Genomic DNA, 25,056 nt, shown 5'->3' with positions numbered 1-25,056 from the left:
TCCATGCCTTCCTTGCCGACGACCGCAACGGCTCGCCTTCCCAACTACAGCCGCGTCATCCGCAGCCGCAGCGCGTTGCCGACGACGCTCACCGAAGATAGCGCCATCGCCGCAGCGGCGATGATTGGCGATAGCAACAAGCCGAACGCCGGATAGAGAATGCCGGCGGCGATCGGGATGCCGGCGGCGTTGTAGACGAAGGCGAAGAACAGGTTTTGCCTGATATTGCGCATGGTCGCCTGCGACAGGCGGCGAGCGCGGACGATGCCGACAAGATCGCCCCTCAACAGCGTGACCCCTGCGCTTTCCATCGCGACATCGGTGCCGGTGCCCATGGCAATGCCGACCTCGGCGGCGGCGAGCGCCGGGGCGTCGTTGACGCCGTCGCCCGCCATCGCGACGATCCTTCCGGCCTTCTGCAGTTTTGCCACCACCGCGCTCTTCTGATCGGGCAGCACCTCCGCTTCGACGTCTGATATGCCGAGGCTCTTTGCGACGGCGTTCGCCGTGGTCCTGTTGTCGCCGGTCAGCATGATGACCTTGATGCCCTCGCCCGCCAGCGCCTTCAGCGCATCGGGCGTAGACGTTTTCACCGGGTCGGCGATGGCGAAAAGGCCCGCGAGCTTGCCGTCAATGGCCATGCTGATGACGGTCGCGCCCTCGCCGCGGAGACGTTCGCCCTCCTCGCTCAATACGTTCGCGTCGATGCCGAGCGACTGCAGGAAGTTCGCATTGCCGAGCACAATGGTCCTGCCGTCGACCTTGCCGGTGGCGCCCATGCCGGTCGGCGAGTCGAAATCCTCGACTTTACCGAGATCGAGATTGCGCTCCTTGGCTGATCGCACGATCGCATCGGCCAGCGGGTGTTCGCTCGCCCGCTCGACGGTGGCAGCCAGCCGTAGAATATCGGTCTCGTTAAATCCGTCTGCCGGAACGACGGCGACGACCTTCGGCCTGCCTTCGGTTAGCGTGCCCGTCTTGTCGACCACCAGCGTATCGACCTTCTCCATGCGCTCCAGCGCTTCGGCATTCTTGATCAGCACGCCGGCCTGCGCGCCATGCCCGACGCCGACCATGATCGACATCGGCGTGGCAAGGCCCAGCGCGCAGGGACAAGCGATGATGAGCACGCTGACGGCCGCGACCAGGCCGAATGCCAGGCGCGGTTCGGGGCCGAACCAGGCCCAAGCGCCGAACGCAAGCAGCGCCACGGCGATCACCGTCGGCACAAACCAGCCAGCGACCTGATCTGCCAGCCGCTGGATCGGCGCACGCGAGCGCTGCGCGTCTGCCACCATCTTCACGATCTGCGACAGCAGCGTATCGCGTCCGACTTTTTCGGCGCGCATGATGAAGCCACCGGATTGATTGAGCGTGCCCGCGATGACCTTGCTGCCGGCCTCCTTGGTGACCGGCATCGATTCGCCCGTCACCAGCGACTCATCGAGCGAGGAGCGGCCTTCGAGAATGACGCCGTCGACCGGCACCTTCTCGCCCGGCCGCACGCGCAATCTGTCGCCGACGGCGAGCGTGTCGATCTCGACTTCATGGTCCGCGTCATCGTCGCCGATGCGGCGGGCCGTCTTCGGTGCAAGCTGCAGCAGCGCCTTGATCGCTCCTGACGTCGCTTCACGCGCGCGCAGTTCGAGCACCTGGCCGAGCAGCACGAGCACGGTGATGACGGCAGCCGCTTCGAAGTAGACCGCGACGGCGCCACCATGGCCGCGGAAGGTGGCGGGGAAGATGCCGGGCGCGACCGTGCCGATGGCGCTGTAGACATAGGCGACGCCGGTGCCCATCGCGATCAGCGTGAACATGTTGAGATTGCGCGTCACCAGCGATTGCCAGCCGCGCACGAAGAACGGCCAGCCGGCCCAGAGCACGACGGGAGTGGCGGACGCGAACTGGATCCAGTTCGATAGCGTCGGATCGACGAAGCCATGGCCGCCGACGAGGTGACCGCCCATTTCGAGGACGACCGCGGGCAGCGCGAGCACGAGGCCGATCCAGAAGCGGCGCGTCATGTCGGCCAGTTCTGGATTAGGCGGCGTATCCAGACTAGCGACCTCCGGCTCCAGCGCCATGCCGCAGATCGGGCAGCTTCCGGGGCCGACCTGGCGAATCTCGGGGTGCATCGGGCAGGTGTAGATCGTGCCCTCCGGCACTGCGGCCTTCGGTCGCTTGTCTTTTTCGAGATAGGCGAGGGGATCGGCGGCGAATTTGGTCCGGCAACCGGCCGAGCAGAAATGAAAGGTCTCGCCCTTGTAGTCGAAACGGTGCTTGCTGGTCCCGGGATTCACCGTCATGCCGCAAACGGGGTCGCGCACGGCCGCGGCCGCGTCACTGTGATGATGGTGAGCATGGCCATGGCCGCCGCAGCAGGCGCTGTTGGACGCGCCGTCTCGATCGGCGTTCTCATTCTTGTTCATCATCCGCTCCGGCGCTTGAAACCTATACCCTGTAGGGGTATATAGGCTCCATGCGAAAAGACATCAAGGCATCCTGTCAAAAGCGCCTCAGCCGGATCGAGGGCCAGGTCCGCGGCCTGTCAAAGATGGTCGACGAGGACCGCTACTGCATCGACATCGTCACGCAGATCTCCGCTGTGCGGGCTGCGCTGCGCCGCGTCGAGGAGGAAGTGCTGCGGGATCACGTCTCGCATTGCGTCGAGCACGCGATCACCAGCGGCAACAAGTCCGACCAGCGGGAGAAGATCGCGGAGTTGATGGCCGTGATCGGCCGCTCCGACAGGTAAGGCAGCAACGCGCCTTAGTCGTGGTGATGGCCGTGCTTGCGCGCTTTCGGTTTCTTGTCGGATGCCGTCGGGATCATCACCACGCGGCCGTAGCGTACGCCGCGTTCGGCGATAATGTGATCGGCAAAGTGCCGGACCTCGCCGCTGGCGCCCTTCAACGCCGTCACCTCCATGCAAGAGTCGTCGTCGAGATGGACATGCAGCGTTGCTAGCGACAGATCGTGGTGGCCGTGGAAGCTCTGCACCAGCCGTTTTGATAGATCGCGCGCGGCGTGATCGTAGACATAGACCAGCGCCGCAACGCATTGGCCTGACGGCGCTGCGTCCTCGGCGTTCTGCTGCAGGCCGGCGCGGGCGAGATCGCGGATGATCTCGGAGCGGTTCTGATAGCCGCGCGCTTCCGCCGCCGCGTCGATCTCGGCGAGCAGATCGTCTTCGATCGTGATGGTGATCCGTTGCATGGAAAATTCTGTCCTGATGCCGGAGTATGATATTTCTATTGTATCGTCATACTGCGCTTGCTAGCGTGAGGCGCCGGTTAAGTCGAATTGATGCGGTCGCATGCCGACTGTAGCAGTTATCATGCGGGGGCATGAGCGTTGCGTAGAACTGCCTGGGGAGCATTCTCCGCTGCCGCATCCCTGTTCGTCATGGCATCTCCCGCAGATGCGCAGAGTAGCGCTGCGGCAGGGTCCGGCCAGCTTCCCGCGGTGACGGTTACTCCGCCCCAAGCATGGCCACGTAACCGGACCAAGCCGCCCCGCCGCGAGAGAAGTGCGCGAAATTCATCCGCCATCCAACCAAGCGCTGAAATTCCGCCCCAGGTCAGTAGCGGCGTGACGGCCGGCTCCGCGACATCTGGTCCGGCATATCTCCAACCCACCGCCGCCAGTGCTATCAGCATTAGCGGCGCGGAGGTGAATGCCCGGCCGTTCTCGCGCGTCGGCGAGGCGCTGGAGGCGGTTCCCGGGCTGATCGTCACCCAGCATTCCGGCGAGGGCAAAGCCAGCCAGTATTTCTTGCGCGGCTTCAATCTCGACCACGGCACCGACCTTGCCATCAGCGTCGACGGCATGCCCGTCAACATGTCGACCCATGGTCACGGTCAGGGGTATGCCGACATCAATTTCATGATTCCCGAGTTGATCCAGTCGGTGAATGTCCGCAAGGGTCCATACTTCGCTGATGTCGGCGACTTCGGCTCTGCCGGCGCCGTTTCAATCGACTACATCAACAGGCTGCCCAAGAACATTTTGGAGACGACCAATGCCAGTTTTGGCTATCACCGTGGCTTAGCGGCAGGGTCGACTGCGGTCGGTGCAGGCACGCTGCTCGCGGCTGTCGAAGGCGTCAAATACAACGGCCCGTGGGACGTGCCTGACAATGTGCGCAAGCTCAACGGCGTACTGCGCTACAGCCAAGGCACTGTTACCGACGGCTTTACGCTGTCTGCGATGGCCTACTCCAACGCCTGGAACTCGACCGACCAGGTCGCGCAACGCGCCATCGATCAGGGCATCATCGGCCGGTTCGGTTCGCTCGATCCGACCGATGGCGGCGTCGCGAGCCGGTTCTCGCTGTCGAGCAATTGGGCGCAATCGAGTGCGTACGGACAGAGCAAGATCAACGCCTATGTGATCAACTCGTCGCTGCGGCTCTACAACAATTTCACCTACTTTCTCGACGACCCCGTCAATGGCGATCAGTTCAGCCAGATGGATCGGCGCACGGTCTATGGCCTCAACGCCAGTCACGCCTTCGACATGCGCGTGGGCGGTATCGAAACGCAGGCTCGTGTCGGGTTGCAGACGCGCGGCGACGATATCCGCGTCGGCCTGTTCAAGACGTTGCAGCGCGAGACGCTTTCGATTGTTCGCGAAGACAGCGTGCGCGAGGGCAATGTCGGCCTGTGGGCCGACACGACGGCGCGCTGGACCGACTGGCTGCGCACCACGATCGGCATCCGCGAGGATTATTTTGCGGGGAGGGTGCTGAGCGACTCGCCGCAGAATTCCGGCAATGCGCAGGCGTCGATGACGAGCCCCAAGGCCGGCTTCGTGCTGGGGCCCTGGTACAGGACCGAATTCTACGGCAATGCTGGTTACGGCCTGCACTCCAACGATATCAGGGGCGCGACCATTACCGTCGATCCCATCGACAAGGTGACGCCGCAGGATCGCGTGCCGCTATTGGTCCGCTCGAAGGGCGCGGAGGTCGGCATCCGCACCAAGGCGGTCGAAGGGCTCACGAGTTCGCTCGCGGTGTTCGTGCTGGATTTCGATTCCGAACTGCTGTTCGTCGGCGATGCCGGGACTACCGAAGCCAGCCGGCCGAGCCGGCGGGTCGGCGTCGAGTGGACCAATCAATATCAAGTGCTGCCGTGGATGAGGCTCGACCTGGATGTCGCCTACACCCGCGCCCGCTTCACCGATTTCGATCCCGCAGGCAATTTCATTCCGGGCGCGCCGGCGTGGATCGCGGCCGGCGGCGTGACGTTCGGCGGGGAGACCGGCTGGTTCGGCGCGCTGCGCGGGCGTTATTTTGGCCCGCGTCCCCTGATCGAGGACGACAGCGTTCGTTCGCAAGCGTCGCTGATCTTCAACGCGCGGGCCGGCTACAAATTCGACAATGGTCTGCGGCTGCAACTCGACGTGCTCAATCTCTTCAACGCAAAGACCAACCAGATCGAATATTATTATCTGTCGCGATTGCCCGGCGAGCCGATTGGTGGCGTGGCCGATCGGCATGTGCATCCGGCGGAGCCATTGGCAGTGAGATTGACGCTGGCGGGGAGGTTTTAGCTTGTAGGGTGCGCAAAGGAGCGCAGCGACGTGCCCACCATCTTTCCGAATTGTTGGCTTGCAATGGTGGGCACGCTTCGCTTTGCCCACCCTACAATCCGTGCTTACGTCACCATCTCGCGCCGCTTCATCCGGCGCTCCGGCGGGCGGACCGGGATGTATTCAACGGCGAGATAATGTTCCGACACGGTGACGCGTTCGACCATCGTCGCTTCGACGGTGATTTCCTCGACGATCACTTCTTCAACCGCAACCGGAAGCGGCGCCTCTTCGTCAACCTCTTCAGGAACAAGCGGCGGCGACTTGACCTCTGGAAACACACCGAATTCGCCCGCTACCTCCGCGAGCGGCTTCTGCTTGTCGGCCCAGTGCAGGGCGGTGTAGTCGAAGCCGTGCACGATAGTGGGTTTGACGACTTCGAAATAGGGCGAGATGTCGAAATCGCGCGGCATATAGAGCGAGGAATCGCGGATATGCAGGATCTCGCGCCGGGCTTTTCGCGAGGCGGCGCGGGTGATCTTGGGCAGGATCGGGTAGCGCACGGCGTCGAACGCCTGCGCGATCAGAGCCGAGCAGATGATTTTTGTGGGATCGCCGGAGCCGAATGCGATCATGCGGCGCCGCCAGCGCTGCGGTATCGGCAGCGGAATCAGGTAGCGCATGAGGTCGACGATGTTCTTGGTGTCGTAGCCAAAGCCGATGCGATTGATGGCGTAGCGGCACACCGTGGTGCGGTCCTCGTAGGACAGGCCGATCGGGCGGCAGAGGCGGGTGTGATAGGGATAATATTTCGATAGCGGTGCCGAGGTCACGCCCTCGCCGATATTGGCCTCGATCAGCACATGCGGCTCGCCGTCGGGCTCGGTCGCGCCGTCGACCGGGCCGACATAGAGCGCGGCGTGCGACCAGGTGGATTGCGTGAGGTATTTGATGATGCCGGAAATGCGGTTGTTGCCTTCGACCAGCAGCACATCGCCGGGCTCGATGACGCCGCGCAGATGCTCGGGGTCGCTGGGTGTGAACGGCTCATAGCCCGGGACTTCCTTCTGCAGGTAGCCCGCAATCACCTGGCCGATAGTGTCGAGCATTACGCCCATGAAACTCCCCCAGAGCGGCTTTTCTCCCGCTTTTTTTGTTTCCTTATCATGGTCGCAAGCCGTTTCAATTTAGTTCATGCGCAGGACGGATCAATCATGATTGATTTACCATGAGTGTTGCTGCGTCACGTGAGATGCGGCACAGTTCGCTAGCTGTTCTCGCTTCCTTCAGGCCGTGGAAACCATGACATGACATTGACCCGCCGCACCTTTCTGTCGGCGTCCGCCGGCTTGGCGGCGATTCCGGTTTTTTCCGGAGGACGGGCGGGAGCGGCACCCCTGCCACGCGACGCTGACATCGTCGTGATCGGCGCGGGCGCGGCCGGCATTGCTGCGGCGCGGCGGATCATGGCGGCGAATCGCAAGGTGATTGTGGTGGAGGCGGCCAACCAGATCGGCGGCCGCTGCCAGACCGACACTTCCACCTTCGACGTGCCGTTCGATCGCGGCGCGCGCTGGATGCACAATCCCGAGACCAATCCGATGATCAAGCTGGCGCGATCAGCGGGCCTCGAGATCACGACCGCGCCCTCGGGCCAGAGGATTCGCATCGGGCGCCGTAACGCCCGGCCAGGCGAGACCGAGGAGTTTCTCGCCGCTCTGGTGCGCGCCAACCGCGCTATCGACGACGCCGCGCGGCGGTTCGACGTCTCCTGTGCATCGGTATTGCCGAAGGATCTCGGCGACTGGGCCGGCGCAACGGAATTCGTGTTGGGGGCCAGTTTCTCCGGCAAGGATCTGAAGGACGTCTCTGTCGGTGACAAATCTCGCGCGCAGGACCGCAACACCGCGATCGGCTGCCGGCAGGGATTGGGTACGCTGATCGCAAAACTCGGCGAGCAGGTGCCGGTGGCGCTGTCGACGCCGGCCAACCGGATGTCCTGGAGCAACCGCGACGTCATGGTGGAAACGTCAGCCGGAAAGATCGTCGCGCGCGCCGCTGTCGTCACGGTGTCGACCAACGTGCTGGCCGCGGGCAATATCAAATTCGCGCCCGACATTCCGAAGCGCATGCTTGACGCGGCGTCGAAACTCAGTCTCGGCAGCTACGACCGGATCGCGCTGCAGATGTCGGGCAATCCGCTGGGCCTTGCCCGTGACGACGTCATCATCGAGCAGAGCAATTCGACCAGGACAGCGCTGATGTACGCCAACATCGGCGGCTCGTCCCTCTGCATCCTCGATGTCGCCGGCTCGTTCGGTCGCGATCTCTCGGCGCAGGGCGAGAAGGCCATGGTGGCGTTTGCGGTGGAATGGCTGACCAAGCTGTATGGCAGCGAGGCGGCGGCCGCGGTGAAGAAATCGAGCGCGACGCGCTGGAACGCCGCGCCGTTCGCGCTCGGCGCAATGTCGGCAGCCGGGCCCGGCGGGCAGTCCTCGCGCAAGGTTCTGACCGAGCCGATCGGCTGCATGTATCTGGCCGGCGAAGCCACCCATGAAACGCTGTGGGGAACGATCGACGGCGCCTGGGAGAGCGGCGAGCGCGCCGCCGAATCTGCGTTGCGGCGGATCGGCGCGTTAAGGGATCCCGAGCCGGAAGCGCGGCCGTCGAAGCAGCGGCGGCGCGGGTCCCCGACCAACTGATGGCAGGGCCGTAGGGTAGGCAAAGCGAAGCGTGCCCACCATTCCGCTGACGGTGCGTGTTGTGGTGGCACGCTGCGCCTTGCCCACTCTACGCATCTCGCATGTCAGCGCAGCACGCCATCCAGCGCCGGCAATCCAAAAATCACCGCCGCCGCGATCAGCGCGTAGCAGATCGCGCGGAATACGGTTTCGCTAGCCTTGCCGAACAGTGAGGCGCCGAACCAGACGCCGCAGGCGTAGACGGGGCCGACCACGAAAGCGAACTTGATCGCATCCAATGTGATCAGCCCGGTCGCGGTGTAGCTGACGGCCGAGAAGAGATCCGACGCGCCGAAGAACAGCACGATGTTGGCGCGCGCGATGACCGAAGGAATCGGGCGGCCGAGCCAGTAGCCGACGATCGGCGGGCCGCCGGTCTGCGCAAGCCCGCTGCAAAAGCCTGATAGTCCTCCGATGCCGATCGCAATCGCCGCGTGGTCCTTGCCGCGGTAGCGCCAGCCCGAGAGCAATAGCATCAGCAGCGCGAATACGAAGATGGAAATGATCCAGCGCGTCGTCACCGGCTCCAGCCGGCTAAGGAAATAGGTGCCGATCGGCACGCCGATCAAGGCGCCTGTAACTATGACCGCGGTCGCCTTGCGGTCGGCCTTCTCCCACGCATTCGGCAGCAGTGGCGCGGCCGCAACGAAGTCGATGATCAGGAGCAGCGCCGCCACCAGCCGCGGGTCGGCGATCGAGCTCGCCAGCGGCATGAAGATCAGCGCCGAGCCGAACCCGGAAAACCCCCGCGCCGTGCCTGAGACGAAGGCGACCGCGCAGATCGCCATCGCCGCGTTGAGGCTAACGTCAGCCGGAATGAGCGCCGCGGGACTCATGCGGCATCATCCCCGCAAGGTGCCGCCGGTCTTCTTCGTCACCTCGGCCACGATCTTTGCCGCTACCGCGTCGATCTCCTGATCGGTCAGCGTTTTCTCGCGCGGCTGGATCGTCACGGCGATCGCGATCGATTTCTTGGCGGGATCGATGCCCTTGCCCTCATAGACGTCGAATACCGATACGTCCGTGATCAGCTTCTTGTCGACGCCTTGCGCGGCACGAACGATGTCGCCGGCCTTGACGCCTTGATCGACGATGAAGGCAAAATCGCGCGACACCGGCTGGAACGCGGAGAGTTCGAGCAGCGGCTTGGCGCGGCTTGGCTTCTTCTTGGCTTCGGGAATGCGGTCGAGGATCACCTCGAACGCCATCAGCGGGCCGTCGGCGCCGAGCGCTTCAAGCGTGCGCGGATGCAACTCGCCGAAATAGCCGAGCACGTTCTGCGGTCCGATCTGGATCGTCCCGGAGCGTCCCGGATGCAGCCAGCTCGCGCCACCCGGCACGATCTGCAGCGCCTGCATCGGCGCGCCGGCGGCAGCGAGCACAGCGAAGGCGTCGGCCTTGGCGTCGAGCGCGTCGGTCTGGGCCGAGCCGGACCAGTGCCGCCCCATGCCCTTCGCCGAAGCAAAACCGTGGCGCACGCCGGAGGCTGCGACAAACTGGTTTTCGGGTTTGTCGCCCTTGAAGACCTGTCCGACTTCGAACAGCGCGACATCCGGGTAGCCGCGGTTGGTGTTGGCCTGCGCCGCGGCGACGAGGCCCGGCAGCAGGCTCGGCCGCATGTCGGAGAGGTCGGACGCGATCGGGTTGGCGAGCACAAGCTCCGCCTGGCCGCCGCCGAACAATTCGGCGTGCGGTTTGGAGATGAACGACCAGGTCACGGCTTCCACCATGCCGCGTGCGGCCAGCGCGCGCTTGGCGCGGCGGGTGCGGGACTGGATCGTGGTCAGCACCGGCTTGCGTGCATCGTCGCCGCGTTCGAACGGCGTCATCGGCACCTTCTCGACGCCCACGATGCGGACAATTTCCTCGACGATATCGGCCTTGCCGTGCACGTCGGTGCGCCAGGAGGGGACAGCGATCTTCACCACGGGGCCGTTGCCGGCGACCATGAAGCCGAGGTGACCGAGGATGCGCCGCATCTCGACCAGCGGCACCTCGATCCCCGCGAGGCGTTTCACCTCGGCGAGCGGGAAATCGATGATGCGGTCGTCGCCGAAGGCATTGCCGACGACCACGGTTTCCGACGGCGTGCCGCCGCAGAGCTCCATCACCAGCTTGGTCGCAAGCTCGAGCCCCGGCACCATGAACGCCGGATCGACGCCGCGCTCAAAGCGGTAGCGTGCGTCCGAATTGATGCCGAGCTTGCGCCCGGTCTGGGCGATGTTGATCTCGTTCCACAGCGCCGATTCGATCAGCACGTCTGATGTGTTCTCGTCGCAGCCGGAGGTCTCGCCGCCCATGATGCCGGCGAGCGATTCGACGCCGTGCTCATCCGCTATCACGCAGATCGTGGGATCGAGCGTGTAGGTGCGGCCGTCGAGCGCCAGCAGGCTCTCGCCTTCCTTCGCCCGACGAACCCTGAGATTGCCCGTCACCTTCTTCGCATCGAACACATGCAGGGGACGGGCGCGGTCGTAGGTCATGAAGTTGGTGATGTCGACCAGCGCATTGATCGGCCGCAATCCGATCGAGATCAGGCGCTTCTGCAGCCATTCCGGCGAGGGACCGTTCTTGACGCCGCGCACCAGCCGCAGCGCAAAGCCCGGGCACAGCGTGGTATCTTCCACCGTCACCTTCACCGGGCAGGGAAATTCGCCTTTGACCGGCCTGATGCCGGGATCGATGAACTTGCCCATGTCGGCGGCGGAGAGGTCGCGCGCGATGCCGTGCACGCCGGTGCAGTCCTGGCGGTTCGGCGTCAGGTTGATTTCGAGCACGGGGTCGCCGAGGCCCGCCCATTCGGCATAGCCCTTGCCGATGGGCGCATCGGCCGGCAACTCCATGATGCCGTCATGGTCCTCGGAAATCTCGAGCTCGGCTGCCGAGCACAGCATGCCGCGGCTCTCGACGCCCCTGATGGTGCCGACGCCAAGCGTAATGTTCTTGCCTGGGATGAACGTGCCGGGCGGCGAAAACACGCTGACCAGGCCCGCGCGCGCGTTCGGCGCGCCGCAGACGACCTGCACCGGCGCGCCGCCGTCGCCGGTATCGACCATGCAGACACGCAGGCGTTCCGCGTTCGGATGCTGCTCGGCCGAGATCACCCGCGCGATCGAAAACGGCGCAAGCGCCTTCGCCTTGTCCTCGATGCTCTCGACCTCGAGCCCGATCATGGTGAGTTTCTCGGCGAGCTTTTCCAAGGGCTCGTCGGTGTCGAGATGTTCCTTCAGCCAGGAGAGCGTGAATTTCATGATGTTTGCTTCTCTTGTCCCCTCTCCCGCTTGCGGGGGAGGGGCAGGGTGGGGGCTCTCTCCGCAACAGCAGCGGCAATTGTTTCGAGAATGCCGGTGCGGTTTGTCATGACGTCGTGATTGCTGAAACGGAGGACCTTGAAGCCTTGCGCTTCAATAGCGGCGGATCGGACGGCGTCTTTTTGCTCTGCCTGATCGGAAAAATGCTGGCCCCCGTCGAGTTCGATCACGAGCTTGGCCGCATGACAGACGAAATCGGCGATGAAGTTCTTGATGGGCACCTGACGGCGGAAGCTAGCGCCGTTCAGGCGATGATTACGGAGTTCCGACCAGAGGATTCGTTCGGCGTCTGTCGAGTTCTTGCGAAGCGCCCGTGCGTTTGTGCGCAGCCTGTCGGAGACCTTCCAGTTGGGATGTTCCGGATCGACCATTGACACCTCCGATGCGGAGATACCCCCACCCCAACCCTCCCCCGCAAGCGGGAGAGGGAGCTTGACCGCTTGCCTGGATGGAGGGTCCGTATCCATGTGAAGAAAGCTAGTCGCCCAAACGGCGGTCCATTCCCTCTCCCGCTTGCGGGGGAGGGTTAGGGTGGGGGCTCTCTCCGCGACGATGATGGCGAGGGACGGCACGGCGGAGCCTGATGTCAGCTCAACTCCGCTCATGACTGCTTCGCCTGCGCAAAAACCTCAACCAGCCGGAAGCGTTCGCACATCAGCATCATGTCTTCGCGAAACTTGCCTTGCCGGCCGAAATAGATGCGGTGTGCCTGTCGCCAGTAGTCGAGGCTGCGATCGCCTTCGCCTTCATCATAGGCAAAGGCGGCGTTCACCTCGGGGAAGCGGCGATAGGTGACTTCGATCGTTTCGATCACGCAACGTGGCGCGCCACGCCCGTCGAGCACGACCCATTGTTCGCCTGGCGTCGACGTGTTCGGCTCGTCCTCGGTCGAACAGGTCGCGGTTTTCACGCCCTTGATCACGAGGTCGAGCAACTCGTCGGCCAGCTCCGGTCCGTCGCCGAACGCGAACGAGCGCAAACCCCGATATTTTTCAGGGACCGAATTCACGTGCTCAAGCCTCCCGCGAGCGTCGGGACGTCGAGCGGCTTGAAACCGTAATGCGAGAGCCAGCGCACGTCGCTCTCGAACAACTGGCGCAGATCGGCGATGCCGTATTTGAGCATGGCGATGCGGTCGATGCCCATGCCCCAGGCAAAGCCCTGATAGACATCGGGATCGATGCCGCAGGCGCGCAGCACATTCGGATGCACCATGCCGCAGCCGAGAATTTCGAGCCAATCCTCGCCTTCGCCGAAACGAATCTCGCCCTTGTCGCGCCGGCACTGGATGTCGACCTCGAGCGAGGGCTCGGTGAATGGGAAGAACGACGGCCGGAAGCGCATGTTGATGTGGTCGACCTCGAAGAACGCCTTGCAGAACTCGTGCAGGATCCATTTGAGGTGGCCGAGATGCGAGCCCTTGTCGATGACGAGGCCCTCGACCTGGTGGAATTGCGGCGTGTGGGTCGCGTCGGAATCGATGCGATAGGTGCGGCCCGGGCAGATCACGCGGATCGGCGGCTTCTGCGACAACATCGTCCGCACCTGCACCGGGGAGGTGTGGGTGCGCAACAGCATGCGCGAACCGTCTTCCCCAGGGTTGAAGAAGAAGGTGTCGTGCATTTCCCGCGCCGGATGCCCTTCCGGGAAATTCAGTTTGGTGAAGTTGTAATCGTCGGTCTCGATATCGGGACCTTCGGCGACGGAAAATCCCATGTCGGCGAAGATGGTCGTCAGCTCGTCCCAGACCTGGCTCAGCGGATGGATGCGGCCCGCTTCCGCGGGCGCCTCCCGCAGCGGCAGCGTGACGTCGATGGTCTCGGAGGCAAGCCGGGCGTCGAGCGCGGCCGATTTCAGGACATCGCGGCGCGCGGTGAGCGCCTGGGTGACCTTGTCCTTGGCGAGGTTGATCGCCGCGCCCTGCGTCTTGCGCTCGTCCGGCGACATCTTGCCGAGGGTGGCGAGCAAGGCGGAGATCGAGCCTTTCTTGCCGAGCGCTGCGACGCGGACGGCTTCGAGGGCAGCTTCATCGCCGGCGGCGGCGATATCGTCGAGAACGGACTTTTCGAGTGTGGCGAGGTCGGACACGGTCAAATCTCTTTCGCAAAAGGCCGCCGGGTTGTCGCCGCTCGGGGGCCAAAACGTCAAGCAAAAAGCCCGTCAAATGTCGGACCGGCGGCCCGGCACCCTTGAACCAATTCACGCGGAGCCGCACCAAGATGAGTTCGATCAATGGAGCTCGAGATACGTTTTGGACCCGGGATGGCTGTTCTGGCCCTCGTTCTATCGTTTGCCGCACCGGCCGCCGCCGAAGATTGTCCGGCGAAGTCGAGGGACGAGGTCACGGCGGCGATGAAGGCTGCTCCGAGTTGCAAGCGCGCCATGCAGATAGCCTCGGCCTGCTCGGGCAGGGCCACCGGCGACGTTGGGCTTACCGACGCCGTCGAGGCGAGATGCGAGGGTGACTTCCTGGCCCGCCTCAGCGCGCAGCAGAAGCGGACCTATCAGCGCGAGAAGGATGCCTGCGACCGAAAGTTCAGCCACGAGGAAGGCACTATGTACATTTCGTTCGCGGCGTTCTGCCGGGCGAAGGTCGCCCAGCGCTATTCGCAGCGCGCACTCAAGGCGGCCAAATAGGCCGGCCTCAGGCCGCCAGCGCGGCCTTGGCCTTCTCGGCGATCGCCTGGAACGCCGCCGGCTCGTTGATGGCGAGATCCGACAGCACCTTGCGGTCGACCGTGATGCCCGACTTCGACAGGCCGTTGATGAAGACGCTGTAGGTCATGCCGAACGGGCGCACGGCCGCGTTCAGGCGCTGGATCCAGAGCGCGCGGAAGGTGCGCTTCTTGCGCTTGCGATCGCGGAACGCATACTGGCCGGCCTTCTCGACGGCGGCCTTGGCGGCGCGAATGGTGTTCTTGCGGCGGCCGTAAAAACCCTTGGCGGCCTTGTAGACTTTCTTGTGCTTGGCGTGAGAGGTCACACCGCGTTTGACGCGAGACATGACTGGAATCCTTGATCAGAAATGAGGTGACGGGATCGCCGCGCGCAGGCGCGGCTCGGCTGCTATCGGCGTGAACGCGATCAGGCGTTCGGCAAGAAGTACTTCTTGACGTTGTCGCCGTCGGTCTTGAACAGCACGCGGGTGCCGCGGAGCTGACGAATCTGCTTCTTCGTCCGCTTGATCATGCCGTGGCGCTTGCCGCGCTGGGCGTGCATCACTTTGCCGGTGGCAGTCACCTTGAAGCGCTTTTTAGCGCCTGACTTGGTCTTCAGCTTGGGCATTTGGCTCTCCTGTGGCCGCAACACGAAAACGCCCGTGAAGGCGTTGTGCCGGCTAAAATGCTCGTTAGAGCGTTGAAAGTGCTCAGATTTTTCCAGAAAACGGAATAACCCGCACGGACATCGACACGGCAGCCCTTATCAGCCGGGCGATGAAGGTCGGGCTTATGACAGAGGAAACGGCAATTGGCAACGATGAACCGCGGCGCCCGACGCCGCTACCTATCGCTGACGTCATACCCCGTCCGGAGCAGGAACAATGACCCATTTTCAGAGATCGATCGCCCGTTTTGGCACTTCTCCCGGCCTTCGGGCCTCGCGCTGGCTTCCCGTTTTCGCCGCGCTGGCCGTCCTGGCGGCCCCGGTCACCGCTGAATCCGCGCCGAGGGGAGCCAGGGCAATCCGAGCCTATGACGGCATCTGGAACGTGGTCTTTGCCACGACGCGGGGCAATTGCAGTTCAGGCTACAGCGTTCCCTTCACCGTCATCGGCAGCCGGGTTTTATCGGCCGGCGGCGGCCGGGTTTCGGGATCGGTCAGTCGCGCCGGTGTGGTTGCGGTCCGGGTTTCGGTCGGCGCATCCCGCGCCAGCGGCGGCGGTCGGCTTGTGGGCAGCTACGGGGCGGGCTCGTGGCGCGGCATCATCACCGGCGATTACTGTAGCGGTACCTGGCAGGCCACGCGGGGCTGACTTTTAAGAGCCGTAGCCCGGATGTAGCGAAGCGAAATCCGGGGTGCTGCGTATGCGGATCGACCTGCCCCGGATTGCGCTTCGCTCCATCCGGGCTACGAGAAATGAAAACGGCCCGCCGGATCGTCTGACGGGCCGCTTCATATCTTACAACCGACTAAACTCAGCGCGGCGCCAGCACCATCACGACCTGGCGGCCCTCGAACCTGGCGTCCTGCTCGACCTTGGCGAACTCGGCGACGTCGGCCTTCACCTTGTCCAACAGCTTGGTGCCGATCTCCTGGTGCGCCATTTCGCGGCCACGGTAGCGCAAGGTGATCTTGACCTTGTCGCCTTCCTCGAAGAACCGCTGCATCGCGCGCATCTTCACGTCGTAGTCGTGATCGTCGATCATCGGCCGCAGCTTGATCTCCTTGATCTCGACGATCTTCTGCTTCTTGCGGGCTTCGGCCGCTTTCTTCTGTGCCGAATACTTGAACTTCCCGTAGTCCATAATCTTGCAGACGGGAGGATTGTTGTTCGGCGAAATCTCGACAAGATCCATGCCCGCCTCGAGGGCCATCTTGATGGCCACCACGGTCTCGATGGTCCCGTGGTTGGTGCCGTTCTGATCGATCAGCTGGATCTGCGCGTTGCGGATATCATCATTGGTGCGCGGCCCGTCTTTGGTTGCAGCGGGCGGGGCTCTGTTGGGACGGCGAATGGGTAACTCTCCAAAGTTGTGAAAGGAAGGGCCGTAGTTTGAAGCAATATGCTGAAGACAGCAAGCGAACTCGCTCACTGCGCCCGAAAACCGTCAAATGCGAGGCAATTCGGTCACTTCAGCCAAATATAGGCCGGCCACCTGATCCGCAAGCGCCAGAGGGTCGCGCTTGACCCGTGAAGCGCGCTCGCGGACAAAGCGGCAGGGCGAGAGACCGATTCATGACCAATTCAGCAGCAATCGACCAGGAACCGGCCTTTATCGAGGTGGGAGAGGGTGACGGCGGCCGCCGCATCGCCGTGCGCGCCCGCGCCGGCAGCGGGCCGGGACTGTTCTGGCTCGGCGGTTTCAATTCCGACATGAGGGGCACCAAGGCGCTGGCGCTCGACGCCTGGGCCGCGGAACACGGCCGCGCCTGTATTAGATTCGATTATTCCGGCCACGGTGAATCGGGTGGCGCCTTCATCGACGGCACCATCGGGCGCTGGCTGGAAGAAGCCGTCGCGGTATTCGAGCAGTTCTGCCGGGGTCCGCAGGTCGTGATCGGCTCCTCGATGGGCGGCTGGATGGCGCTCTTGCTGGCGCGCGCCATTGCGAGCCGCGATGCGAAACAGGCGAGCCTCGCAGGTCTCGTGCTGATCGCGCCGGCGCCTGATTTCACCGAGCAATTGATGTGGAACAATTTTTCGGACGAGATCCGCGAGGAGATCAGGACCAAGGGCGTCTGGATGCGGCCGTCGGAGTATGGCGACGGCACGCCCTATCCGATCACCCGCGCGCTGATCGAGGAGGGACGCAATCACCTCTTGCTCGGCGGCGCCATCGAGGTCGGCTGCCCCGTCCGCATCCTGCAGGGCGCGAAGGATCCTGATGTGCCCTGGCAACACGCGTTTGCGCTGGCGCACCGGCTGCCGGCCGAGGACGTGGTGCTGACCATGATCCAGGACGGCGACCACCGCCTGTCGCGCCCGCAGGACATCGCGCGCATCATGGCCGCGGTGGCGGAGATGGGGTGATGCTGATCCTCCTTCTCCCATCGAAGTCGGATTTATCCGACTTCGACAAATATTAAGATACCCAACTCGGGCTCGAATGAGCTTACGCTCATTCGATCCACCCTCTCCCACAAGGGAAGAGGGAAAGAAGCAACGATGCGGGAGAAGGCCGATGAACCCATCCACCATGCTCCGCGCCTTCTGCGACGCCGTCGAGCAACGCAACGGCAAGGCTTTCTCGGAACTGTTCACCGAGGACGGCGTCTATCATGACGTGTTCTATGGCGCATTCGCCGGCCGCGCGAAAATCGCAGGGATGATCGACGACTGGTTCTATCGCACGGCCACCGATTTTCGCTGGGACATGCACGATCCCGTCAGCGACGGTGAGACGCTCTATGCGCGCTACACATTCAGCTATCGCTCTACGCTGTCGGAAGCGGAGGGCGCGCGGGCGATGTTCGAGGGCGTCGCGATCATGCGGCTGCGCGACGGCAAGATCGCGGAATATCACGAGGTCGCCAACACCGCACCGGCCTTCGTCGATCTCAAATTTGCGCCGGAGCGGATTGCGAAGATCGTTGCCAAACAGGGCGCGGCGCTGAAGGCGCGGCCGGAGATGAAGCGGCATTTGGTGGAGTGATTGCCTCTTCACCGTCATTGCGAGCGTAGCGAAGCAATCCATCTCTCCGCTTGCGGAAGCATGGATTGCTTCGTCGCTTCGCTCCTCGCAGTGACGGATGAGAGAGCGTGTGCAATAACGAATGCGACTACGGCGGCGGCGGCTTCGCCATCGGCTTGCGTTGCGCCAGCGCTGCGACCGTCGATGTGCCGATCGGGCCCTGCTCGTCATAGAGCCAGCATTCGCCGATCGCGACGCCGTCGGTGGCGTGGTGGTTCACCACCTCGAAGCCAACCCAGGGCGTCACGGGAAGCCGGTGCAGATAGAGCGTGACGTCGCTGTTGATGTAGCCGAGGCCCTGGTCGCCGGCATTGGCGAAGGGGCTGGCGAAGTCGGCGCCCGTGGCAACATGCACGAAGGGCGACATCGGGATGCCCTCGACCAGTTCGCGCACCTCGCTCATCCAGAGCCGCCGCGGCCCAAGCGAACCCATGTGACCCACGATCGGCCGCGTGGTCCATTTGCCGTTCATGCCGAGCCTGACATCGGTGGGCTTCGGAATGTCCGCCGGCTTCGGCGCGTCCCAGTTCGGGGGCGACCAGACATTGCCCGGCGCGTTTTCCGTCTTGCGCAATAACTGGCAGGAAGCGCGCGCCATGCTGGTGCCGCCACTGAAGAACTCGGCCTCGACCACCCTGATGCGCAGCCCGTCACGGATCTGCCTGCTCCTGACCTCGATCGGCGTCGTGATGTTCGGCAGGCGAAACATGTCGACGGTGAGCCGCGCCGGCACGAAATCATCGGAGCCGTGGCGCTGCTCGATCACGTGCGCAAGCAGGCCGATGACGACGCGGCCGTGTAGCGAGTTGGGGTCCCACGGGCCGTTAGAGACGGGCGTGGGCATGAAGATGTCGTTGGCGCGGTCGTGCGTGAAAAAGGGCTGATTTTTTGTCATGCACGCCGACCATGGCGGATTCTGTTGCGTGAAATCAAGAGGCCCGGCCGGTGGCCTCTCCCTTCGAGACGCGCTGTGCGCTCCTCAGCGTGAAGGGTCAGGCAGCGGTGGCGAGGCGCCACTCTGTCCGAACGTCTTCATTCGTCTCGGTGCCGATCGCCTTCGCCGCCAGTGCGTTAAATCTCTCGCGATCCACCAACTGCGACAACGCCCATACCGCCGCGCCGCGGACCAGCGGGCTTGCGTCATCCAGCAAGCGCTCGGCCTCCGCCGTCAGCGACGGATCCTCCGCGTTGCCGATCGCGATCAGTACGTTCCGGATGAAACGGTCGCGGCCGATGCGTTTGACCGGGGATTTCGAAAACAGCGCGCGAAACGCGGTGTCGTCGAGCCGCGCGAGATCGGAAAGCTGTGGTGCTCGCAATTCGGCGCGCGCGGCGAGTTTGGCTTCACTGCTTTCCCTTGCAAACTTGTTCCACGGGCACACCGCAAGACAATCGTCGCAGCCATAGATGCGGTTGCCGATGGCTTTGCGAAATTCGCGCGGGATCGGGCCCTTGTTCTCGATCGTGAGATAGGAAATGCAGCGCCGCGCATCGAGCTTGTAGGGAGCCGGAAACGCCGCGGTCGGGCAGATCTCCTGGCAGGCGTTGCAGGAGCCGCAATGATCGGTGTCGGCGGCATCGCGCGGAAGATCGGATGCGGTGAAAATCGCGCCGAGAAACAGCCATGAGCCGAATTCGCGCGAGACCAGGTTGGTGTGCTTGCCCTGCCAGCCAACTCCCGCCGCCTGCGCCAACGGCTTTTCCATCACGGCCGCGGTATCGATGAACACCTTCACCTCGTCGCCTGAGGCCGCGACCAGCCACCTTGCCAGCGTCTTCAGACGTTTCTTGATGACGTCATGATAATCGTCGCCCTGTGCGTAGGCCGATATCGCCCCGCTTGTGCGCTTGGCAAGAAGTGCAAGCGGATCTTCAGTGGGGCCGTAGTTGACGCCGAGCATGATGATCGAGCGGACGCCGGGCCACAGCACGCGCGGGTCCATCCGCCGCTCGGGCTGCGCCGCGAGCCAGTCCATGTCGCCATGCGCGCCGGCAGCGAGGAATTCGCGGAAATATCTTGCCGCGCCGCTGATTCCTTCGGGGTCGGTGACGCCGATGCAGTCGAAGCCGAGTGTCTCCGCCTCGCGCATGAGCGCGGTCTTCAAGTCGGCGGCGGAGAGTTTGACGGCCTTGTTCAGAAGTCGAGGTCCACGTAGGTGCGCGAGGCCGGCACGCCCGCCAGCCATTCGCTCAGCAGCGGGCGGAACGACGGGCGGGATTTCACCCGCGCGTACCACGCCTTTGCCGCGTCGTCCTCGCTCCATGGCACGTCGCCCAGATAATCGATCGCCGAAAGATGCGCCGCGGCGGCGAGGTCCGCGTAGCTCAGGCGGTCGCCGGCGAGGAAATTCCGCGTCTGCGCCAGCCAGCCGATATAGGCCAGATGATAGCGCACATTGGCCTTGGCTGCGCGGATTACGTCCGCCGCCGGCGCCCCGCCGCCATTCTCCTCGCTCATGAACCGCTTGTAGATGCGCTCGGTCACCAGCGGGTTCGAGGCCTCCTCGAAGAATTTTTCGTTGAACCACGCCATCAGCCGGCGCACCTCGACACGCTCGCCCATCGAGGCCGGCAACAGCCGCCGGTCGCCCGCTTCGAGGCCGTGAGTCTCGTCGAGATATTCGGCGATGACGCCGGCGCCCGGGATCGGCGGAAAGCCGTCGGCCATCAACACCGGCGTCGTGCCGGCCGGATTGAGCACGAGAAACCCCTCACGCCGCTCCCACGCCCGCTCTTCCACCAGGCGCAGGTCTAGGCCGTGTTCGCCGAGCACCAGGCGAATGAAGCGCGAATGCGGGCAGAACGGGTGGTGATAAAGCGTGTACATGAAATCCTTGGGGTAAAATCGCGCCTGAAGGAACCCTCAAACCGCGTCATGCGAATCGGGACACTAGCCAAGCAGGCGCATGAGGCAACCTATGTTTGGCGTTTTTTTGCGATTGCGGCATGGGGAGGAATAGGCGAGAAGAACGCGCTTTTTCCAGCCAGAATGGACCACACCATGATGTCGGATGCAGTGAAGGCGGTGATTCTCGGCATCATCGAGGGTATCACGGAATTTCTCCCGGTTTCCTCCACGGGCCATATGCTGCTCGCGCAACGCTTCTTTGGCCTCGGCGAGGGCGCCTTCTGGCAGAGTTTTGTGATCCTGATTCAGCTCGGCGCGATCCTTGCCATCGTCATGCTGTATTTCGTCAAGCTGTCGCGCGTGGCGCTCGGCATGTTCACAAATCCCGACGACCGCCGCTTCGTCATCGGTGTGCTGTTGGCGTTCCTGCCTGCGGTCGTCATCGGCCTGATTGCGGGAAAATACATCAAGGAGCTGCTGTTCAATCCATGGGTGGTGAACTTTACGCTGATTGTCGGCGGTGCGATCCTGCTCTGGGTCGATCAGCTCGAATTGAAGCCGACCGAGGATGACGCCACGCGCTATCCGCTGTTGATGTATCTTTGGATCGGCATCGCGCAATGCGTGGCGATGATTCCCGGCGTATCGCGCTCCGGCGCCAGCATCGTGGCGGCAATGCTGCTCGGTGGTGACAAGCGATCGGCCGCGGAGTTCTCGTTCTTTCTGGCGATTCCGACCATGGTCGGCGCGTTCGCCTATGACTTCTACAAGAACCGCGCCGAGATGACACTCGATCACGTCGGCATCCTCGCGATCGGCTTCGTGGTCTCCTTCATCACGGCGGCGATCGTGGTGAAGACGTTCCTGACCTACGTCACCCGCCACGGCTTCACGTTCTTTGCGTGGTGGCGCGTCGTCATCGGCACGATTGGCCTGATCGCGCTGGCGCTGGGGAAGTAAGATCCGAAAATTGTAGGGTGGGCAAAGGCGCTCTTGCGCCGTGCCCACCATTTATCTCGGCGGCGCGAATGGTGGGCACGCTTCGCTTTGCCCACCCTACGAAACTACGCGCTCTTGCGCTGAAACTGCCCGGCGGCGCGGAAGCGCCAGAGATATTGCGGGGCGACCGCCTGCATCGAATCAGGCGTGATGCCCAGCCCTTCCAACGTGAGCCCTGCGGCCTTGGCGGCGTCAGACACCACATTGTCCGACTGCAGCATCGCCACCTGGTCCGGCGTCAGCTTGAACGCTCCCGGCGCGAATTGCAGGAAATGTGCCTGAAACCGCGCCAGTCCCCACGGCAGCGACAGCAGCATGCGCTTGCGCTCGGTGATCGCGAGAATGGTTTCCATGATCTCGCGCATGGTCAGCACTTCCGGTCCGCCGAGCTCGTACACCGCGCCGGCCTTAGTCTTGCCGTCGACCGCATTGGCCACCGCGGCCGCGACGTCGGCGACATAGGCCGGCTGCACCCGGGTTTCGCCGCCGCCGATCAGCGGCAGGAAGGGCGATATCCGGGCCAGCGAAGCAAAGCGGTTAGTGAATTGATCCTCGGGCCCGAACAATAGCGAGGGCCGCAGGATGGTGGCCGAGGGGACGGCGGCCAGCACGGCCTTCTCGCCGGCCGCCTTGGCGCGGCTGTAGGCCGAGGGGGAGTTCTCGTCGGCGCCGATCGCGGAGACATGCACCATCCGCGCGCCGGTGGCGCTTGCCGTCCTGGCGATGGTTTCGGCCCCCTTGGCCTGTACGGCGTCAAAGGTCTGCGCGCCGCTCTCGGCCAGGACTCCGACCAGGTTGATGGCGACCGCCGAATCGCGCATCGCCGCCTCGACGGAGGCCGGATAGCGCAGATTGGTCTGCACGGCGTGGATCTGGCCGACCCGGCCGAGCGGCTGCAGGTGCCCGGCCAGTTCCGGCCGCCGCACCGCCACCCTGATCCGGTATTCTCGCTTGGCCAGCGCCCGCACCACGTTTCGCCCGAGAAACCCCGATCCGCCAAAGACCGTAACGAGCGTTTCCAGGTTCGATGTCATCGGGTCAATTCCTGCCGGTCAAATTCGAACGATAACGGTGGGATTTAGCGGATTCGCGATACGCCAACGCGACCCCGCTGTACAGCGTATTCGGACCGCGATGAAGCGATTTGACAAGCGCGTGACCGTTCCTTACTAACCCGCCCGGGCCCAGGTGGCGGAATTGGTAGACGCGCTGGCTTCAGGTGCCAGTGGCTTCACGGCCGTGAAGGTTCGAGTCCTTTCCTGGGCACCATTGCCCTTGCCCATGATTCGCGAAAATGCGGGCTGCTTGGTCCGCTGACGGGTGCACAAGAGCGGGCACAGCGGGCAGCCGACTCATCGCGATTGGAAACGGAACAGGCTCCTCGCCCGGCTGACGATTGGTAGGGTCAGCGAGAAGGCTTTGACGAACCATTCAGGACTCCCCAGGTAGCGCAGCGCTCCAACTGCACCCGCCGCGTGAGCCTCTTGAAAGTGAGCATCGCTGAACTGCTCGGGATTGGCCTGATACCACTCCAAACATCGTGCAATACCCTCCTGCAGTTCGGCGCTGTCGGGCAAGCGAGCTGCAAAGGCTAGCTCTCGGCGGAAGCAAATTGCCTCGATTCTTGCGCGCCGCTGTTCCTCGTATTCGATCCCGCATCGTTCGAGCCTTGCGTGCGTGGCTTCATGCACGATCGTTGATGCGATCTGCTCGACGGTCGTGGCCGGGTCGGCCACATATCGCTCGTCGAGAATGCAGGCCCTGAGTGAATGCATGTATTCGCCAAGGCTGTGCGGCAGCAGGCGCACCCAAACTCGTTCAAGCTCGCGGGTGATGCGTGCGTAGTCCAGGGGACTATGCTGCTTAATGAGCAGCAACGCGCCTTCGACGCGCATCAAGTCTTCAGGCCTGCCGCGCCAACATCCGATCCAGATTCCATCAAGGTGCCGGCCGGTGGACCTCGCGAGTTGAATTCTGTCGACGATGCGAGGGCGTGCCTCAGGCGGCCTATGGCGTTTCTTGCTCATTAGGATGCAATCAGAACCGGCCACGATCCGGGGCAGGCACGCCATGAAGCCTCTCGCGCTGGGCTCGAGCCAGACCAGGCGTTTCATCGCCGACTTCTTGAGTGAGGCAGCGCGTTTCAAATGCGACGCCATAAATTCGGCGCGGGCGATCCAGCCGTTCAGCTCCTGTAAGCTCAGCTTCGCTGCATCTGCCTCAGTCTCTGGTGCTCCTGATCGTTCGCCCATTTTCCGAGCCTCAAGCGTCAGTTAGATAGATGGAGATGCCGATATCCATCCCTGTCTCACCCGCAACGGCAGCTAGTCGTGCAGGAATTTCCAGGGACTTCATGACGGCCGAATCGGGAAATGCCACCGCAATGTCCATCTGCGAGGATCCAATGAGGTTTTCTGAGACCAGCCGCTGCATGCGGGCACCGATCGATTGAACGCAATCGAGAGCAGCAGCCCATTGGTCCTGATCACCTGGAATGTGGATCTGGGCATACGCGCAGACGCGATCCGTTGGCTGCTCGTAGCGATCCAGGGGCCGTCCCAACGCCGCCTCCAAGTCAGGCCGCGACAAGGTGACGTCTGGTATTCGGATCACGATTCCAAGGGGCTGCCGATTGACCATTTTTCATTCCGTCACTTCGTTACCGATCAGCGCGACGCCAATATCCGAGCCCGGTCAACTGCCTGACCAGCAACCCGCCACTGAAGCCTCGGTAGATTTCCAAACGATCGTCGTGCGAGAGGAACAGAAGCTGTCGTCCCGGCTTCGCCTCGACCAAAGCGTCCCAGCCCAGTTCAAGGGCAAACTTCACCGTCTTGGACAACCGTTCGACCTCGTTCGCTTCGAACCGATGGCCAGGGGCTTGGTACAGTCGACGCTCCTCATTATTCGCAGCTCGCCATTTTCTGTACCGCCTCCAGCTTTCTGTCGACGCCGAAGGCTCGTCCCACCCGTCGCCGCTAAGGCACCACAAAAAAACCAGCGTAGCCTCGGAAAATTTCCCGATCGATAGCGCGATTGTATTCGCGGCGGCCGCATAATCACGGTTGCCACTCTCGTAATAGAGAACTGATCTCGGATCAGCCTGTTCTGAGATCTCACGACGAAGCTTCTTCTCCAACAAAGTCGCTTCGTCTCGGGCCAAGAACTTCATTCTTTTATCCGTCGCCGAGAAACTGAATGACTATGCACGCCGTTCCGCCCGTCGATCTGAGCATATGCGGAGGCGCTGTCCCTTGCCTGCTCGTAGC

General features: G+C 63.3%; 26 protein-coding genes and 1 tRNA gene. 9 read left to right on the top strand and 18 right to left on the bottom strand.

Going from position 1 to position 25,056, the window contains the following annotated elements; all coding sequences use genetic code 11:
* Positions 1-44: 44 nt before the first annotated feature.
* Positions 45-2,429: a heavy metal translocating P-type ATPase gene (locus tag AC0QUY_RS23230; protein ID WP_475388547.1), complete on the bottom strand. Its 2,385-nt coding sequence runs from the start codon at positions 2,427-2,429 to the stop codon at positions 45-47.
* A gap of 50 nt (positions 2,430-2,479) precedes the next feature.
* On the opposite strand from AC0QUY_RS23230, the gene AC0QUY_RS23225 reads away from it, so the two are divergent.
* Positions 2,480-2,755 carry a metal-sensitive transcriptional regulator gene (locus tag AC0QUY_RS23225; protein ID WP_475388546.1) on the top strand — a complete coding sequence of 92 codons (276 nt, stop codon included), beginning with the start codon at positions 2,480-2,482 and terminating at the stop codon, positions 2,753-2,755.
* A gap of 14 nt (positions 2,756-2,769) precedes the next feature.
* Here AC0QUY_RS23225 and nikR read toward each other — a convergent pair whose 3' ends face one another.
* Positions 2,770-3,216 carry a nickel-responsive transcriptional regulator NikR gene (gene nikR, locus AC0QUY_RS23220; RefSeq protein WP_475388545.1) on the bottom strand — a complete coding sequence of 149 codons (447 nt, stop codon included), beginning with the start codon at positions 3,214-3,216 and terminating at the stop codon, positions 2,770-2,772.
* 189 nt (positions 3,217-3,405) lie between these two features.
* On the opposite strand from nikR, the gene AC0QUY_RS23215 reads away from it, so the two are divergent.
* A complete protein-coding gene (locus AC0QUY_RS23215; protein WP_475388614.1) occupies positions 3,406-5,556 on the top strand; it encodes a TonB-dependent receptor in 2,151 nt (716 codons plus the stop codon).
* A 104-nt stretch (positions 5,557-5,660) separates the two neighbouring features.
* Here AC0QUY_RS23215 and AC0QUY_RS23210 read toward each other — a convergent pair whose 3' ends face one another.
* The gene (locus tag AC0QUY_RS23210; RefSeq protein ID WP_475388543.1) at positions 5,661-6,653 is read right to left on the bottom strand and encodes a YiiX/YebB-like N1pC/P60 family cysteine hydrolase; all 993 of its coding nucleotides are present in this window, start codon (positions 6,651-6,653) and stop codon (positions 5,661-5,663) included.
* Between the two features lie 189 nt (positions 6,654-6,842).
* Between AC0QUY_RS23210 and AC0QUY_RS23205 the strand changes: the two genes are divergently transcribed.
* Positions 6,843-8,237 (top strand): flavin monoamine oxidase family protein, encoded by a 1,395-nt coding sequence (locus AC0QUY_RS23205; RefSeq protein ID WP_475388542.1) that lies wholly within the window; start codon positions 6,843-6,845, stop codon positions 8,235-8,237.
* Between the two features lie 104 nt (positions 8,238-8,341).
* Here the strand turns inward: AC0QUY_RS23205 and AC0QUY_RS23200 are convergent, their stop codons facing one another.
* The 5 genes from AC0QUY_RS23200 to pheS all read right to left on the bottom strand — a co-directional run bounded on the left by AC0QUY_RS23200 (position 8,342) and on the right by pheS (position 13,675).
* Positions 8,342-9,112, bottom strand: coding sequence for a sulfite exporter TauE/SafE family protein (locus AC0QUY_RS23200; protein ID WP_475388540.1), 771 nt, complete (start codon positions 9,110-9,112; stop codon positions 8,342-8,344).
* Positions 9,113-9,118: 6 nt separating this feature from the next.
* Positions 9,119-11,527: a phenylalanine--tRNA ligase subunit beta gene (gene pheT / locus AC0QUY_RS23195; protein ID WP_475388538.1), complete on the bottom strand. Its 2,409-nt coding sequence runs from the start codon at positions 11,525-11,527 to the stop codon at positions 9,119-9,121.
* Positions 11,524-11,958 carry an endonuclease domain-containing protein gene (locus tag AC0QUY_RS23190; RefSeq protein ID WP_475388536.1) on the bottom strand — a complete coding sequence of 145 codons (435 nt, stop codon included), beginning with the start codon at positions 11,956-11,958 and terminating at the stop codon, positions 11,524-11,526. Before AC0QUY_RS23190 ends, pheT begins: the two co-directional genes overlap by 4 nt.
* A gap of 230 nt (positions 11,959-12,188) precedes the next feature.
* On the bottom strand, positions 12,189-12,596 hold the full coding sequence (locus AC0QUY_RS23185) for an ASCH domain-containing protein (protein WP_475388534.1): 408 nt from the start codon (positions 12,594-12,596) through the stop codon (positions 12,189-12,191).
* Positions 12,593-13,675: a phenylalanine--tRNA ligase subunit alpha gene (gene pheS / locus AC0QUY_RS23180; protein WP_475388533.1), complete on the bottom strand. Its 1,083-nt coding sequence runs from the start codon at positions 13,673-13,675 to the stop codon at positions 12,593-12,595. Before pheS ends, AC0QUY_RS23185 begins: the two co-directional genes overlap by 4 nt.
* 174 nt (positions 13,676-13,849) lie before the next feature.
* Here pheS and AC0QUY_RS23175 point away from each other — a divergent pair, with 174 nt between their 5' ends.
* Positions 13,850-14,224, top strand: a complete 375-nt coding sequence (locus AC0QUY_RS23175) for a hypothetical protein (RefSeq protein WP_475388532.1) — start codon at positions 13,850-13,852, stop codon at positions 14,222-14,224.
* A 7-nt stretch (positions 14,225-14,231) separates the two neighbouring features.
* On the opposite strand, the gene rplT is transcribed toward AC0QUY_RS23175, so the two are convergent.
* A complete protein-coding gene (gene rplT, locus AC0QUY_RS23170) occupies positions 14,232-14,591 on the bottom strand; it encodes a 50S ribosomal protein L20 (RefSeq protein WP_029585523.1) in 360 nt (119 codons plus the stop codon).
* Between the two features lie 80 nt (positions 14,592-14,671).
* Entirely contained in the window at positions 14,672-14,872 is a 201-nt protein-coding gene (gene rpmI, locus AC0QUY_RS23165) for a 50S ribosomal protein L35 (RefSeq protein WP_008539890.1), read from the bottom strand.
* A gap of 256 nt (positions 14,873-15,128) precedes the next feature.
* Between rpmI and AC0QUY_RS23160 the strand changes: the two genes are divergently transcribed.
* Positions 15,129-15,560 (top strand): hypothetical protein, encoded by a 432-nt coding sequence (locus AC0QUY_RS23160; protein ID WP_475388531.1) that lies wholly within the window; start codon positions 15,129-15,131, stop codon positions 15,558-15,560.
* A 163-nt stretch (positions 15,561-15,723) separates the two neighbouring features.
* Here AC0QUY_RS23160 and infC read toward each other — a convergent pair whose 3' ends face one another.
* Positions 15,724-16,263 (bottom strand): translation initiation factor IF-3, encoded by a 540-nt coding sequence (infC, locus tag AC0QUY_RS23155; protein WP_057834032.1) that lies wholly within the window; start codon positions 16,261-16,263, stop codon positions 15,724-15,726.
* A gap of 221 nt (positions 16,264-16,484) precedes the next feature.
* On the opposite strand from infC, the gene AC0QUY_RS23150 reads away from it, so the two are divergent.
* Together AC0QUY_RS23150 and AC0QUY_RS23145 are read left to right on the top strand one after the other, a co-directional pair.
* Positions 16,485-17,279 (top strand): alpha/beta hydrolase, encoded by a 795-nt coding sequence (locus AC0QUY_RS23150; RefSeq protein WP_475388530.1) that lies wholly within the window; start codon positions 16,485-16,487, stop codon positions 17,277-17,279.
* 151 nt (positions 17,280-17,430) lie between these two features.
* Complete coding sequence (locus AC0QUY_RS23145; protein WP_475388529.1) at positions 17,431-17,901, top strand: nuclear transport factor 2 family protein; 471 nt, start codon at positions 17,431-17,433, stop codon at positions 17,899-17,901.
* 127 nt (positions 17,902-18,028) lie between these two features.
* Here AC0QUY_RS23145 and AC0QUY_RS23140 read toward each other — a convergent pair whose 3' ends face one another.
* The 3 genes from AC0QUY_RS23140 to AC0QUY_RS23130 all read right to left on the bottom strand — a co-directional run bounded on the left by AC0QUY_RS23140 (position 18,029) and on the right by AC0QUY_RS23130 (position 20,767).
* Positions 18,029-18,835: an acyl-CoA thioesterase domain-containing protein gene (locus AC0QUY_RS23140; protein ID WP_475388528.1), complete on the bottom strand. Its 807-nt coding sequence runs from the start codon at positions 18,833-18,835 to the stop codon at positions 18,029-18,031.
* A gap of 97 nt (positions 18,836-18,932) precedes the next feature.
* Entirely contained in the window at positions 18,933-20,126 is a 1,194-nt protein-coding gene (gene queG, locus AC0QUY_RS23135) for a tRNA epoxyqueuosine(34) reductase QueG (RefSeq protein ID WP_475388526.1), read from the bottom strand.
* Complete coding sequence (locus AC0QUY_RS23130) at positions 20,075-20,767, bottom strand: glutathione S-transferase family protein (protein WP_161851049.1); 693 nt, start codon at positions 20,765-20,767, stop codon at positions 20,075-20,077. Before AC0QUY_RS23130 ends, queG begins: the two co-directional genes overlap by 52 nt.
* Before the next feature lie 174 nt (positions 20,768-20,941).
* On the opposite strand from AC0QUY_RS23130, the gene AC0QUY_RS23125 reads away from it, so the two are divergent.
* Positions 20,942-21,748, top strand: coding sequence for an undecaprenyl-diphosphate phosphatase (locus AC0QUY_RS23125; RefSeq protein WP_161851050.1), 807 nt, complete (start codon positions 20,942-20,944; stop codon positions 21,746-21,748).
* Positions 21,749-21,852: 104 nt separating this feature from the next.
* Here AC0QUY_RS23125 and AC0QUY_RS23120 read toward each other — a convergent pair whose 3' ends face one another.
* Complete coding sequence (locus AC0QUY_RS23120) at positions 21,853-22,821, bottom strand: complex I NDUFA9 subunit family protein (RefSeq protein ID WP_475388524.1); 969 nt, start codon at positions 22,819-22,821, stop codon at positions 21,853-21,855.
* 148 nt (positions 22,822-22,969) lie between these two features.
* Here AC0QUY_RS23120 and AC0QUY_RS23115 point away from each other — a divergent pair.
* Positions 22,970-23,056 (top strand) — tRNA-Leu (locus tag AC0QUY_RS23115).
* An 83-nt stretch (positions 23,057-23,139) separates the two neighbouring features.
* On the opposite strand, the gene AC0QUY_RS23110 is transcribed toward AC0QUY_RS23115, so the two are convergent.
* The 3 genes from AC0QUY_RS23110 to AC0QUY_RS23100 are packed head-to-tail and all read right to left on the bottom strand — an operon-like array spanning position 23,140 to position 24,959.
* Positions 23,140-24,039 (bottom strand): hypothetical protein, encoded by a 900-nt coding sequence (locus AC0QUY_RS23110; protein WP_475388523.1) that lies wholly within the window; start codon positions 24,037-24,039, stop codon positions 23,140-23,142.
* 10 nt (positions 24,040-24,049) lie between these two features.
* A complete protein-coding gene (locus AC0QUY_RS23105) occupies positions 24,050-24,427 on the bottom strand; it encodes a hypothetical protein (RefSeq protein ID WP_161851053.1) in 378 nt (125 codons plus the stop codon).
* 19 nt (positions 24,428-24,446) lie between these two features.
* Positions 24,447-24,959 (bottom strand): hypothetical protein, encoded by a 513-nt coding sequence (locus tag AC0QUY_RS23100; protein WP_161851054.1) that lies wholly within the window; start codon positions 24,957-24,959, stop codon positions 24,447-24,449.
* Positions 24,960-25,056 lie beyond the last annotated feature (97 nt).

This window comes from Bradyrhizobium sp. WYCCWR15520, assembly GCF_056174665.1.
This window is presented reverse-complemented; position numbering and strand designations above follow the sequence as displayed.

Coding starts and splice junctions, on each gene's coding strand:
- AC0QUY_RS23230 (WP_475388547.1), bottom strand. CDS start 2,429: ATGAACAAGAATGAGAACGCCGATCGAGACGGCGCGTCCAACAGCGCC.
- AC0QUY_RS23225 (WP_475388546.1), top strand. CDS start 2,480: ATGCGAAAAGACATCAAGGCATCCTGTCAAAAGCGCCTCAGCCGGATC.
- nikR (WP_475388545.1), bottom strand. CDS start 3,216: ATGCAACGGATCACCATCACGATCGAAGACGATCTGCTCGCCGAGATC.
- AC0QUY_RS23215 (WP_475388614.1), top strand. CDS start 3,406: ATGGCATCTCCCGCAGATGCGCAGAGTAGCGCTGCGGCAGGGTCCGGC.
- AC0QUY_RS23210 (WP_475388543.1), bottom strand. CDS start 6,653: ATGGGCGTAATGCTCGACACTATCGGCCAGGTGATTGCGGGCTACCTG.
- AC0QUY_RS23205 (WP_475388542.1), top strand. CDS start 6,843: ATGACATTGACCCGCCGCACCTTTCTGTCGGCGTCCGCCGGCTTGGCG.
- AC0QUY_RS23200 (WP_475388540.1), bottom strand. CDS start 9,112: ATGAGTCCCGCGGCGCTCATTCCGGCTGACGTTAGCCTCAACGCGGCG.
- pheT (WP_475388538.1), bottom strand. CDS start 11,527: ATGAAATTCACGCTCTCCTGGCTGAAGGAACATCTCGACACCGACGAG.
- AC0QUY_RS23190 (WP_475388536.1), bottom strand. CDS start 11,958: ATGGTCGATCCGGAACATCCCAACTGGAAGGTCTCCGACAGGCTGCGC.
- AC0QUY_RS23175 (WP_475388532.1), top strand. CDS start 13,850: ATGGCTGTTCTGGCCCTCGTTCTATCGTTTGCCGCACCGGCCGCCGCC.
- rplT (WP_029585523.1), bottom strand. CDS start 14,591: ATGTCTCGCGTCAAACGCGGTGTGACCTCTCACGCCAAGCACAAGAAA.
- rpmI (WP_008539890.1), bottom strand. CDS start 14,872: ATGCCCAAGCTGAAGACCAAGTCAGGCGCTAAAAAGCGCTTCAAGGTG.
- AC0QUY_RS23160 (WP_475388531.1), top strand. CDS start 15,129: ATGACCCATTTTCAGAGATCGATCGCCCGTTTTGGCACTTCTCCCGGC.
- AC0QUY_RS23150 (WP_475388530.1), top strand. CDS start 16,485: ATGACCAATTCAGCAGCAATCGACCAGGAACCGGCCTTTATCGAGGTG.
- AC0QUY_RS23145 (WP_475388529.1), top strand. CDS start 17,431: ATGAACCCATCCACCATGCTCCGCGCCTTCTGCGACGCCGTCGAGCAA.
- AC0QUY_RS23140 (WP_475388528.1), bottom strand. CDS start 18,835: ATGACAAAAAATCAGCCCTTTTTCACGCACGACCGCGCCAACGACATC.
- queG (WP_475388526.1), bottom strand. CDS start 20,126: ATGGCTGGCGGGCGTGCCGGCCTCGCGCACCTACGTGGACCTCGACTT.
- AC0QUY_RS23130 (WP_161851049.1), bottom strand. CDS start 20,767: ATGTACACGCTTTATCACCACCCGTTCTGCCCGCATTCGCGCTTCATT.
- AC0QUY_RS23125 (WP_161851050.1), top strand. CDS start 20,942: ATGATGTCGGATGCAGTGAAGGCGGTGATTCTCGGCATCATCGAGGGT.
- AC0QUY_RS23120 (WP_475388524.1), bottom strand. CDS start 22,821: ATGACATCGAACCTGGAAACGCTCGTTACGGTCTTTGGCGGATCGGGG.
- AC0QUY_RS23110 (WP_475388523.1), bottom strand. CDS start 24,039: ATGGGCGAACGATCAGGAGCACCAGAGACTGAGGCAGATGCAGCGAAG.
- AC0QUY_RS23105 (WP_161851053.1), bottom strand. CDS start 24,427: ATGGTCAATCGGCAGCCCCTTGGAATCGTGATCCGAATACCAGACGTC.
- AC0QUY_RS23100 (WP_161851054.1), bottom strand. CDS start 24,959: ATGAAGTTCTTGGCCCGAGACGAAGCGACTTTGTTGGAGAAGAAGCTT.